13 protein-coding genes are annotated in these 10,674 nt (G+C 59.9%); 10 read left to right on the top strand and 3 right to left on the bottom strand.

The window, feature by feature from the left end:
• The coding region (locus D6877_RS12545) for a gamma-glutamyl-gamma-aminobutyrate hydrolase family protein (protein ID WP_178083673.1) at positions 1 to 400 on the bottom strand (400 nt) is incomplete at its 3' end.
• Between the two features lie 282 nt (positions 401 to 682).
• On the opposite strand from D6877_RS12545, the gene D6877_RS12540 reads away from it, so the two are divergent.
• The 6 genes from D6877_RS12540 to D6877_RS12515 all read left to right on the top strand — a co-directional run bounded on the left by D6877_RS12540 (position 683) and on the right by D6877_RS12515 (position 7,044).
• Positions 683 to 2,059 (top strand): glutamine synthetase family protein, encoded by a 1,377-nt coding sequence (locus tag D6877_RS12540; protein WP_007918694.1) that lies wholly within the window; start codon positions 683 to 685, stop codon positions 2,057 to 2,059.
• A gap of 254 nt (positions 2,060 to 2,313) precedes the next feature.
• Positions 2,314 to 3,804 (top strand): aldehyde dehydrogenase, encoded by a 1,491-nt coding sequence (locus tag D6877_RS12535; RefSeq protein WP_130910984.1) that lies wholly within the window; start codon positions 2,314 to 2,316, stop codon positions 3,802 to 3,804.
• 49 nt (positions 3,805 to 3,853) lie between these two features.
• Entirely contained in the window at positions 3,854 to 5,137 is a 1,284-nt protein-coding gene (locus D6877_RS12530; protein ID WP_130910983.1) for an FAD-binding oxidoreductase, read from the top strand.
• A 398-nt stretch (positions 5,138 to 5,535) separates the two neighbouring features.
• Positions 5,536 to 6,084: a cupin domain-containing protein gene (locus D6877_RS12525; protein WP_011333561.1), complete on the top strand. Its 549-nt coding sequence runs from the start codon at positions 5,536 to 5,538 to the stop codon at positions 6,082 to 6,084.
• A gap of 196 nt (positions 6,085 to 6,280) precedes the next feature.
• Positions 6,281 to 6,565, top strand: a complete 285-nt coding sequence (locus D6877_RS12520; protein WP_130910982.1) for a hypothetical protein — start codon at positions 6,281 to 6,283, stop codon at positions 6,563 to 6,565.
• Between the two features lie 194 nt (positions 6,566 to 6,759).
• Positions 6,760 to 7,044, top strand: a complete 285-nt coding sequence (locus D6877_RS12515; protein ID WP_130910981.1) for a hypothetical protein — start codon at positions 6,760 to 6,762, stop codon at positions 7,042 to 7,044.
• 70 nt (positions 7,045 to 7,114) lie between these two features.
• On the opposite strand, the gene D6877_RS12510 is transcribed toward D6877_RS12515, so the two are convergent.
• On the bottom strand, positions 7,115 to 7,546 hold the full coding sequence (locus D6877_RS12510) for a hypothetical protein (RefSeq protein WP_130910980.1): 432 nt from the start codon (positions 7,544 to 7,546) through the stop codon (positions 7,115 to 7,117).
• A gap of 158 nt (positions 7,547 to 7,704) precedes the next feature.
• Between D6877_RS12510 and D6877_RS12505 the strand changes: the two genes are divergently transcribed.
• Positions 7,705 to 8,127, top strand: coding sequence for an HD domain-containing protein (locus D6877_RS12505; RefSeq protein ID WP_130910979.1), 423 nt, complete (start codon positions 7,705 to 7,707; stop codon positions 8,125 to 8,127).
• Positions 8,128 to 8,272: 145 nt separating this feature from the next.
• Positions 8,273 to 9,292: an AbrB family transcriptional regulator gene (locus tag D6877_RS12500; RefSeq protein WP_130910978.1), complete on the top strand. Its 1,020-nt coding sequence runs from the start codon at positions 8,273 to 8,275 to the stop codon at positions 9,290 to 9,292.
• 133 nt (positions 9,293 to 9,425) lie between these two features.
• Here the strand turns inward: D6877_RS12500 and D6877_RS29375 are convergent, their stop codons facing one another.
• Positions 9,426 to 9,590: a hypothetical protein gene (locus D6877_RS29375; RefSeq protein ID WP_163012744.1), complete on the bottom strand. Its 165-nt coding sequence runs from the start codon at positions 9,588 to 9,590 to the stop codon at positions 9,426 to 9,428.
• Positions 9,591 to 9,673: 83 nt separating this feature from the next.
• Between D6877_RS29375 and D6877_RS12495 the strand changes: the two genes are divergently transcribed.
• Positions 9,674 to 10,459, top strand: a complete 786-nt coding sequence (locus D6877_RS12495; RefSeq protein WP_130910977.1) for a DeoR/GlpR family DNA-binding transcription regulator — start codon at positions 9,674 to 9,676, stop codon at positions 10,457 to 10,459.
• Between the two features lie 3 nt (positions 10,460 to 10,462).
• On the top strand, positions 10,463 to 10,674 hold a 212-nt coding region (locus D6877_RS29610), incomplete at its 3' end, for a hypothetical protein (protein ID WP_206662987.1).

Raw genomic sequence — 10,674 nt, 5'->3', positions numbered from 1 at the left:
GCTCGTGCACCTTCTGATGCAGGCTGCCGCCGAACGCCACGTTCATTTCCTGGAAACCACGGCAGATGCCGAGCACCGGAACGCCCGCCGCGATGGCTGCACGCAATAAAGGAAGGGTGGTGGCGTCACGGGCCGGATCGTGATCCGTGCCGGGGGCGCTTGCCGGGCCTTGATAGTGGAAGGGCTCCACGTTCGAAGGTGAGCCGGTGAGCAACAGGCCGTCGAGCTGACCGAGCAGGTCATCGATTTCAGTCAGGTTGCCGAGGGAAGGAATGACCACTGGCAACCCTTCAGCGCCAACGCTGACAGCACGGACGTACTTGTCGCCGCTGATGTGATAGGGGTGCAGGCCAATCTGTTTGACGCACGCAGTAACGCCGATCAATGGCTTGAATGCCATTTTTATTCACCTCGAAGTCTGTCACTTGAACGAGCTTTTCCGGAGCTTAGCCTCGTTGATTTTAATTAACAACTGCCATGTAAAAAATTCTAAACGCCGTTCATCAAATCGCTCAGGTTTACCGGGGTTTGCCGGCGGATATGGCACGAGAGTGTTAAGAAAAGCCCGAAAAATAAAGGCTGCAAGGCAGGGTGTTCGCTATTGACTTCACTTTGCCTTTCGGATTGACTGGCTGCGCAACACAGTTGTGAACATAATAATTAACAGCTAAATAGGTGCATCATGTCGGTCCCTCTGCGTACCGTTCAACTCAACGAAGCCAACGCATTCCTTAAGAAATATCCTGAGGTTTTGTACGTCGACCTTCTGATTGCGGATATGAACGGTGTGGTGCGCGGCAAGCGCATCGAACGCACCAGTCTTCATAAGGTGTACGAAAAAGGCATCAACCTGCCGGCGTCGCTGTTCGCGCTGGACATCAACGGCTCGACGGTGGAAAGCACCGGCCTGGGCCTGGATATTGGCGATGCCGATCGCATCTGCTACCCGATTCCCGGCACCCTGAGCATCGAGCCGTGGCAAAAACGCCCGACCGCTCAACTGCTGATGACCATGCACGAGATCGAAGGCCAGCCGTTCTTCGCCGACCCGCGTGAAGTGCTGGCCAACGTTGTGCGCAAATTCGACGACCTCGGCCTGACCATATGCGCGGCGTTCGAACTCGAGTTCTATCTGATCGATCAAGACAACGTGAATGGCCGTCCGCAGTCGCCTCGCTCGCCGGTGTCCGGCAAGCGTCCGGTGTCGACTCAGGTGTACCTGATCGACGACCTCGATGAATACGTCGATTGCCTGCAAGACATCCTCGAAGGCGCGAAAGAGCAGGGCATCCCGGCTGACGCCATCGTCAAGGAAAGCGCCCCGGCGCAGTTCGAAGTCAACCTGCATCACGTTTCCGACCCGATCAAGGCCTGTGATTACGCGGTGCTGCTCAAGCGTCTGGTGAAAAACATCGCCTACGACCACGAGATGGACACGACTTTCATGGCCAAACCGTATCCGGGTCAGGCCGGCAACGGTTTGCACGTGCACATTTCGATTCTGGACAAAGAAGGCAACAACATCTTCGCCAGCGAGGATCCCGAGCAGAACGCCGCACTGCGTCACGCGATCGGCGGTGTGCTCGAGACCCTGCCGGCGCAGATGGCTTTCCTCTGCCCGAACGTCAACTCGTACCGCCGTTTCGGCGCACAGTTCTATGTGCCGAACTCGCCGAGCTGGGGCATCGACAACCGCACCGTGGCCGTGCGCGTGCCGACCGGTTCGGCGGATGCCGTGCGCATCGAACACCGTGTCGCCGGTGCCGATGCCAACCCGTACCTGCTGATGGCTTCGGTGCTGGCCGGCATTCACCACGGCCTGACCAACCAGATCGAGCCCGGCGCGCCGGTCGAAGGCAACAGCTACGAGCAGAACGAGCAGAGCCTGCCGAACAACCTGCGCGACGCCCTGCGCGAGCTCGACGACAGCGAAGTCATGGCGCGCTACATCGACCCGATGTACATCGACGTGTTCGTCGCGTGCAAGGAAAGCGAGCTGGCCGAGTTCGAGAACTCGATCTCTGACCTTGAGTACAACTGGTATCTGCATACGGTCTGAAGATCAAAAGCCCCTCACCCTAACCCTCTCCCGGAGGGAGAGGGGACTGACCGCGTCGTCTGGAGATATCCGGCGACCTGAACGATCCAGTCGATGATGGATTCGGCAAAGATTTTTCAGGTCGGCGCAGTTACCAGGCATCCCCCGATCGGACCCCTCTCCCTCTGGGAGAGGGCTAGGGTGAGGGCAGCGATTCCCGGCCAGACAAAGCAACCAGACCAACCCCCAAATTCCCCCTTGTCGAGCTCAAAACAATGACCACAACCCGCAACGACTGGGAACAACGCTTCCAGTCCCTGTCCATCGAATCCCGCGCCTTCATCAACGGTGAATACCGCCCAGCGATCAGCGGCGACACCTTCGAATGCCTGAGCCCGGTCGATGGCCGCTTTCTTGCCGCCGTCGCCAGCACCGATGAAGCCGACGCCAACCTCGCCGTCGAAGCCGCGCGTCAATCGTTCAACTCCGGCATCTGGGCGCAAAAAGCTCCGGCCGAGCGCAAGCGCGTGCTGATCCGCTTCGCCGATCTGATCCTGCAACACCAGGAAGAACTGGCGCTGCTGGAAACCCTCGACATGGGCAAGCCGATCAGCGATTCGATGAGCATCGACATCCCGGCGACCGCCAACGCGATCCGCTGGAGCGCCGAGGCCATCGACAAGATCTACGACGAAGTCGCCGCCACCCCGCACGATCAGCTCGGCCTCGTCACTCGCGAACCCTCGGGTGTGGTCGCCGCCATCGTGCCGTGGAATTTTCCGCTGATTATGGCCAGCTGGAAGTTTGCCCCGGCGCTGGCGGCGGGAAACTCGTTCATCCTCAAGCCTTCGGAAAAATCACCGCTGACCGCCATCCGCATCGCGCAACTGGCGCTGGAGGCGGGTATTCCGAAGGGCGTGTTCAACGTGCTGCCGGGCTACGGTCACACCGTCGGCAAGGCACTGGCGTTGCACATGGATGTCGACGTGCTGGCGTTCACCGGCTCCACGGCGATCGCCAAGCAACTGATGATTTACGCCGGCCAAAGCAACATGAAACGCGTCTGGCTCGAGGCCGGCGGCAAGAGCCCGAACGTGGTATTTGCCGACGCACCGGACCTGCGCGCGGCAGCCCAGGCAGCAGCCGGTGCAATCGCCTTCAATCAGGGCGAAGTCTGCACGGCCGGCTCGCGTCTGCTGGTCGAGCGCTCGATTCGCGAGCAGTTCATCCCGCTGCTGGTGGAAGCGCTGCAAGCGTGGAAACCGGGGCATGCACTGGATCCGGCGACCACCGTCGGCGCCGTGGTCGACCAGCGTCAACTGGACAACGTGCTGCGCTACATCAGCATCGGCCGCGAGCAGGGCGCCGAGCTGATTGCCGGCGGCCAGCGTACCCTTGAAGAAACCGGCGGCCTCTACGTGCAGCCAGCGATTTTCGACGGCGTGACCAATGCGATGACCATCGCCCGGGAAGAAATCTTCGGCCCGGTGCTTTCCCTGATCACCTTCGACACTGCCGAAGAAGCCCTGCAGATCGCCAACGACAGCATCTTCGGCCTCGCCGCCGGTGTGTGGACCAGCAACCTGAGCAAGGCGCACACCTTCGCCCGCGGCCTGCGCGCCGGCAGCGTCTGGGTCAACCAGTACGACGGCGGCGACATGACCGCGCCGTTCGGTGGCTTCAAGCAGTCGGGCAACGGTCGCGACAAATCGCTGCATGCGTTCGACAAGTACACCGAACTGAAAGCGACCTGGATCAAGCTCTGATTCTTTTACAGCGGCGGCCGCCCCTGGTTGGCGGCCCTCGGAGAAACCTATGAAACAGCAACACGTAAACAGCTACTACGCCGCCACCCGCAACGAAGTCATCGACTTCCCGGTTCTCGAAGAGGCAGTGGACTGCGATGTCTGCATCATCGGCGCCGGTTATACCGGTCTGTCCTCGGCACTGTTCCTCAGCGAAGCCGGCTACAAAGTCACCGTGCTGGAAGCGGCGAAAGTCGGCTACGGCGCCAGCGGTCGCAATGGCGGGCAACTGGTCAACTCCTACAGCCGCGACGTCGATGTCATTGAAGAGCGCTACGGCGACAAGACTGCAGAAATCCTCGGCAGCATGATCTTCGAAGGCGCCGATATCATTCGTTCGCGCATCAAGGATTACGACATCAAGTGCGACTATCGCCCGGGCGGCATCTTCGCAGCGATGAACAAGAAACAACTCAATGGACTGGCTGAGCAGAAGCGCAACTGGGAACGCTACGGCAACCGCAATCTGAAGATGCTCGATGCCGCGGACATTCGTCGCGAAGTGGGTTCCGACGCCTATGTTGGCGGCTTGCTGGACATGCAGGGCGGCCACGTTCATCCATTGAACTTGGCCCTCGGCGAAGCCGCCGCCATCGTGCGTTTGGGCGGCAAGATCTACGAGCAATCGGCGGCGGTGGAAATCACCTACGGCGAGCCGATCACCGTGCGCACCGCCAAAGGTCTGGTCCGTGCCAAATACCTGCTGATCGCCGGCAACGCTTATCTGCCACAAGGCCTAGACAATCGTGTTACCGCGAAAAGCATGCCGTGCGGCTCGCAGATCGTCGTCACCGAACCGTTGACCGAGCAGCAGGCGCGCAGCCTGATCACCAACAACTATTGCGTGGAAGATTGCAACTATCTGCTGGATTACTACCGCCTCACTGCCGACAACCGCCTGCTTTACGGCGGCGGTGTGGTCTACGGCGCGCGGGAGCCGGACGATATCGAGCAACTGATTCGGCCGAAGATCCTCAAGACCTTTCCGCAGCTCAAGGACGTGAAGATCGACTACCGCTGGACCGGTAACTTCCTGCTGACCATGTCGCGGATGCCGCAATTCGGCCGTATTGAAAAGAACGCCTACTACATGCAGGGCTACAGCGGCCACGGCGTCACCTGCTCGCACCTGGCCGGCAAACTGATCTCGGAAATGATCCGCGGCGACGCCGAACGCTTCAACGCCTTCGCCGCGCTGCCGCACATGCCAATGCTCGGCGGCCGCACCTTCTCTGCACCGCTTACCGCCCTCGGCGCCGTCTACTACTCCCTGCGCGACCGCTTCGGCGTTTGATTGACCTCACCGGCGACGGTCCGAAAGACCCCGCCGGTTTTTCCCTGTGGGAGCGAGCCTGCTCGCGAAGAGGCCAGCCCAGCCACACTCGCTTTTGCTGACCTGCTCAAAACCAAATGTGGGAGCGAGCTTGCTCGCGAATGGGCCATGTCAGCCAAGATCTTCGTTGTCTGACACACCGCTTTCGCGAGCAGGCTCGCTCCCACATTGGCTGTATTGCCAAGGTAAGAGGGAGTTTCGTCTCACCATCCATCGAACCTGCTGAGCAACACCGGCAAACGTGATTTAATAGCCGCCTTTCACGGTTCCGGGACACGGGAGCAACGTGATCCGCGCGACCTGCGCGGCACCCGCCACCCACCCCCATCGCCCTTAAGTCGCTCTCACATAAGGCTGTCATGGATACGGGTTCTCGACTCAAACTAGTACGCGAAAGCTACAAACTCTCCCAGCGCGAGCTCGCCCGGCGTAGCGGCGTGACCAACGCGACCATCTCGCTGATCGAACAGAACCGCGTCAGCCCCTCCGTCAGCTCGCTGAAAAAGCTGCTCGAAGGCATACCGATGTCCCTGGCCGATTTCTTCACCTTCGACCAGCCCCCGCGCGAACACCAATACGTGTTCCGCGCCAACGAACAACCCGATCTCGGCCGCCACGGCCTGCGCCTGCTGCTCATCGGCGCCTCGGTGCCCAGCCGCCAGATGCGCCTGCTCCGCGAACAATACGCCCCCGGCGCCAGCTCCGGCGAAGAGCCGATCGTGCATGCCGAAGGTGAAGAGTGCGGGCTGGTCACGCGTGGCACGGTGGAATTGACCGTGGACGGGCAGGTGAGTGTGCTGAGTGCGGGGGACGGGTATTACTTTCCGACGACGTTGCCGCATAAGTTTCGGAATATTGGCGCGGATGAGGCTGAGATTATCAGTGCGAATACGCCGGCGAATTTTTGAGGAGCATGCGTTTCGCATAGCTTTATCGAGGTTGGTTCTCCAGGAAACCGTGGGCCGTTTGGGTGTTTTCCTGCGAAGTATTCGGATGTCGACAATTCGCGGGGTCTTCGGCTGATAACCACTCGTCCGACGCATCGCACGTTCGCCGCACAGCTTCTTCCAATGCTGTAACTCACCACGCAAAGGAAGAGCCACCATGCTGAACCATAAAATCGCGGTGTTAACCGTCGCGGCGCTGCTCTTCGGCAGTGCGCCGTATGTGCTCGCGGCAGGCGAAACGTCGACCCCGAAGGCGAGCGACGGCACCAGCCAGACTCGTGAACCGGCGTCGCCAGCCACCAATGCCGACCCGGATGCCGATTCGCTGCCCCCGGGTGGTGATGGTGGCAAGACCGACAATGGACCGGTGCCTTCCGCCTCCAAACCCAGCCCTGCGGGTCAACCATCCGGGAGCAGCAGTGGGGGTAGCGGTGGTGGTTGATGGCTACGTCGTACTGGAAAGCCCGGTCTTTCGAGCCGGGCTTTTCTCTGCCTGCCAGAAATTTTTTTGTCGATGACCCGATGTCTCTTCCGAGGTGCCGGGTTTGTTTATTTTTGCCATTCGTCAGCCCCTCTGCATTTTCGCCGCGCGCCTGATTCCAATGCATACCTTACCCCCGCAAAGGAACCGCCAAAATGCGCCCAGTCAAGCTCGCAGCACTGTCCCTGGCCACCCTGTTATCCGCCACGTCGCTCTACGCAACAGCCGCCAGCGACACCCCGGCACCCACCGCCAACGACGGCAATAGCCAAACCAACCCAAGTGCGCCGGAAGATATTCATTCCAACGGTGCCACCGTGCCCAAAGGCACTCAGGGCAACACCACCAACAATGACGGCTCGACACCTGCGGGTTCCAAGCCCAGCGGTTCGAAGCAGTCGAACGACAGCGGCACCAGCAGCGGTGCTGGTGAAGGTTGAGGCTGTTTGCAGATGCAGCAAGCCCGGCGTCAAGCCGGGCTTTCTATCAGGCAATCCCTGGTGACCGAAGCTATTTAGCCTTCCAGTTCCCGCCGCTGTTTTCACAATCAATCTTCGCCTGAGCCAGATGCTCACCGTCGTAGTAATACGTGGTGACTTTGGCGTTGTCGGGCATGTTCAGCGGTTTGGCGCTTTTGTCTTTGCTGGTCGAGTGGGGGTTGGCCAGGGATTCCTGAGTCAGACGGGCGGTGCAGGTGGCCTGGTAATGGTCGTCGCAGCGATCGACTTTTTTCTTGGTGGCATTGAGGGTGTCCTTGGTTTCGTTGCTGCATGACCAGTTGATGGAGTCAACGGGCATGCCTTCGTATTCGTAGCAGCTGTGGGTTTCAACGGCAGGCACTGCGGCGCTGGAGGAGCGGGTCTGGACGTCGCAGCCTTCAGCCATGACGCAGGTGGGGATAATGGCGAACGTGGCGATCAGGAGCAGCAGTCGGGTTTTCATCGGCAATTCCTCTCCAATGGCGCCGCGTCTGATCGGTGATTTGGCGCTTGTCTGGTTTCGAGACGGCGAGGGCGGGCAAGGTTCAATCGGTTTGCGCTGCGCGATCTTCGCGTACACTGCGCAACAATCAGAAACATACAGCGCAGGATTCGATTCCCATGGCCCAGACCCTCGAACGCGCCATCGCCATTGCCGCCACCGCCCACAGTGGGCAAGTGGACAAGGGCGGGGCGCCGTACATTTTGCATCCGCTGAAAGTCATGTTGCGCATGCATACGCTGGAGGAGCGCATCGTCGCTGTGCTGCACGATGTAGTCGAGGATTGTGGAGTGAGCCTGGATGATTTGCGCGGGGAAGGTTTCAGCGAAGAGGTGCTGGCGGCGATTGCAGCGGTGACCAAAGTGCCGGGTGAGGCCTACGAGGATTTTGTCGACCGCGCCGCGCAAAACCCGATCGGGCGAGCAGTGAAGCTGGCGGACCTGGAGGAAAACAGCGATATCTCGCGGATCGCCTCGCCGAGTTGGGATGATCTTGAGCGTATCGAAAAATACCGACGGGCGATCGCACGCTTGCGTATGTAAGACGTATTGGATTCTTGTGGGAGCGAGCCTGCTCGCGAAGGCGATAGATCAGTTATTCATCTGTGACTGGCAGGACGCTTTCGCGAGCAGGCTCGCTCCCACAGGGGAATGGTGGTGTGTCACAAAATAGCCAGGAAGGCGGACTATGAAATCCATTGTGTGCTTGTTCATTGCTGCCGGTTTCGGCGCGTTATTGCAGTTTGAAGGCGTACCCCACGGCTTGCTGCTGGGCTCGATTGTCGTTACCGCGTTGTTTGCCAGCAAAACCGGCATCGCCCCGGCAACTCCTTATGGCTTGGGCTACATCCAGGTCACGCTGGGCATTGCCACTGGGCTGATGTTCGAAGCGTGGGACAGCGAAACGGCCACTACGATGTTGCCCAGCCTTGGCGTGTTGCTGATCTGCCTGACCGTACAAATCGCCCTTGCTGGCTGGTGGCTGACACGCGGTGCCGGCTGGAACCGCACCGACGCACTGTTGGCGGTGTATCCCGGCGCATTGGCCGCAGTGTTCGATTTGCTTGAATCGGAAAAGGCTTCGAGCAAAGTCATCATCGTGCATCTGATGCGGCTGCTGTTGATCACCGTGCTGGTGAGTTTGCTCATTCCCGGGCAAGCGGCGGTGGCTGAAGTCGCCAGCGATCCGTTGACCACAGGCATGGCGCTGACCGCGTTCTCTGTCATCGCGCTGAGCGTATTGCTCGGCCGCTTGCTGTTGCTGGTCGGCGTCCCGGCGCCATTCATGCTTACCGCGATTCTCATAACCGCTGTATTTGTGAAGTCGGGATGGCTGCACGGCTTTCACATGCCGGAGTGGAGCCTGAACCTGGCCGCACTGATCCTCGGCGTGCGCATCGGCTCACGTTTTCAGGGACTGGGCATCGCAGAACTGGCGCGACATGGGCGCACCGCTTTGGTCTCTGTGGGTTTGATGATCGTCGTCGCAGCGGCGTTTGCCGAGGTGGCTGCGCGCTGGCTGGGCAGTGATCCGCTGTCGCTGTGGCTGGCTTACATGCCGGGCGCGATCGAGACGATTGCGATTGTCGCGTTTGGCGGCGGGCTCAATGTGGTGTTTATTCTGACGCATCACCTGAGCCGGATGGTGCTGCTGCATTTTGCCCCGGCATTGTTGGTGCAGGTCAGGCGGGTGCGCCAGGAAACCTGAGGCAAGCCAGTGCTGCCTGGCGATTGCGGCGTGTCAGTCAGCTCCATCCCCCTCACCCCAGCCTTTTCCCCCAGGGCGGCTGCGGCGCATAAACGGCTTCGTGAGCAAGTGCTGGGCTCGGTTTGACGCGCTGTCAGGCGTGGCCCAAGGCAATCGCGAACGACACGACAATCATGCAGGCGAAGGCGAAGTTGAGATTCATGGGCTGTTCATCCTGAGCTTTTGAGAGTGGGGCCATTGTGAACAGGCGCAGCGCAAAGAAAAAATTCGCCGTGTTGATTCCAATGATCGAAAGCATTGATAGCCGCTGCGTTTGTATTTGCCCGAGACTTTCGCTAGTGTCGCTGAAACCTGCAACTACAAGCACAAACAGGCATAACCATGCACGACCACTCCATCGCCGAATTGCCGTCCCTGCGCCGGCAGAAAATCCTTTTGCTTCTCGAGCGTGACGGCAAGGTCATGGCCTCCGAGCTTAGCCAGCATTTCGCAGTGTCCGAAGACACCATCCGCCGCGACCTCGCCGAGCTGGACAGCGCCGGGCTGGTGCAGCGCGTGCATGGCGGGGCGCTGCCGCGACCGAAGGATTCGGGCAAAGATTACTTCACCCGCCTGGATGAGACCGACGAGGTCAAGGTGCGTCTGGCGCAATTGGCGGCGCAGCACATCGAGGACGGGCAGATTGTGCTGTTCGATTCCGGCTCGACCACGTTGCAGGTGGCGCGCGCATTACCCGCCGATATCCGCATCACTGCGGTGACCGCATCACCGCTGACGGCGATTGCCTTGTCCGAATACAAAGGCGTGAAAGTGATTCTGGCGGGTGGTGAATTGAATCCGCATTCGATGTCGGCCAGTGGTCAGGAAGCGCTGCGACTGCTGGCCGGAATCAAGGCTGATCTGGCAATTACCGGGGTGTGTGCGATTCATCCAGAGGTGGGGATCACCTCACTGCATTTCGATGAGGTGCCGATCAAACAGGCGATGCTCGACAGTGCAACGCGGGTGATTGCCGTGACCACGGCGGACAAGTTGGGCGCGGTGGAGCCGTTTGTGGTGGCGCCGTGTACGCGCCTGCATACGTTGATTACCGAGCGGCATCCGGGGTCGGGGAATGTCGAGGATTATCGGCGGTTGGGGATTGTGGTGGAGCAGTTGCCGGATTGAGTTTTGTGGTGGGGCATTGGGGATCTGCAGCGAACAAATGATCCTGTAGGAGCTGCCGAAGGCTGCGATCTTTTGATTTTGATTTTGATTTTAAAAAGCATGATCAAAAGCTCGCAGCCTTCGGCAGCTCCTACAGGTAATGGATCAGCGCAACCGCTCGAGCATCTGGTAATACCACATCCCCGCCGCCAGCAACGGATTGCCCAGCAGGTCGC

The sequence above is a fragment of the Pseudomonas sp. Sample_9 genome, assembly GCF_004307535.1.
Classification (GTDB): Bacteria; Pseudomonadota; Gammaproteobacteria; order Pseudomonadales; family Pseudomonadaceae; genus Aquipseudomonas; species Aquipseudomonas mercuritolerans.
The sequence above is the reverse complement of the archived record's forward strand: the minus strand, read 5'-3'. Positions and strand labels throughout refer to the sequence as shown.

What these genes read in the sequence shown, in the direction of transcription:
- D6877_RS12540 (WP_007918694.1), top strand. Translation starts at nt 683, where the DNA reads ATGTCGGTCCCTCTGCGTACCGTTCAACTCAACGAAGCCAACGCATTC.
- D6877_RS12535 (WP_130910984.1), top strand. Translation starts at nt 2,314, where the DNA reads ATGACCACAACCCGCAACGACTGGGAACAACGCTTCCAGTCCCTGTCC.
- D6877_RS12530 (WP_130910983.1), top strand. Translation starts at nt 3,854, where the DNA reads ATGAAACAGCAACACGTAAACAGCTACTACGCCGCCACCCGCAACGAA.
- D6877_RS12525 (WP_011333561.1), top strand. Translation starts at nt 5,536, where the DNA reads ATGGATACGGGTTCTCGACTCAAACTAGTACGCGAAAGCTACAAACTC.
- D6877_RS12520 (WP_130910982.1), top strand. Translation starts at nt 6,281, where the DNA reads ATGCTGAACCATAAAATCGCGGTGTTAACCGTCGCGGCGCTGCTCTTC.
- D6877_RS12515 (WP_130910981.1), top strand. Translation starts at nt 6,760, where the DNA reads ATGCGCCCAGTCAAGCTCGCAGCACTGTCCCTGGCCACCCTGTTATCC.
- D6877_RS12510 (WP_130910980.1), bottom strand. Translation starts at nt 7,546, where the DNA reads ATGAAAACCCGACTGCTGCTCCTGATCGCCACGTTCGCCATTATCCCC.
- D6877_RS12505 (WP_130910979.1), top strand. Translation starts at nt 7,705, where the DNA reads ATGGCCCAGACCCTCGAACGCGCCATCGCCATTGCCGCCACCGCCCAC.
- D6877_RS12500 (WP_130910978.1), top strand. Translation starts at nt 8,273, where the DNA reads ATGAAATCCATTGTGTGCTTGTTCATTGCTGCCGGTTTCGGCGCGTTA.
- D6877_RS29375 (WP_163012744.1), bottom strand. Translation starts at nt 9,590, where the DNA reads ATGCTTTCGATCATTGGAATCAACACGGCGAATTTTTTCTTTGCGCTG.
- D6877_RS12495 (WP_130910977.1), top strand. Translation starts at nt 9,674, where the DNA reads ATGCACGACCACTCCATCGCCGAATTGCCGTCCCTGCGCCGGCAGAAA.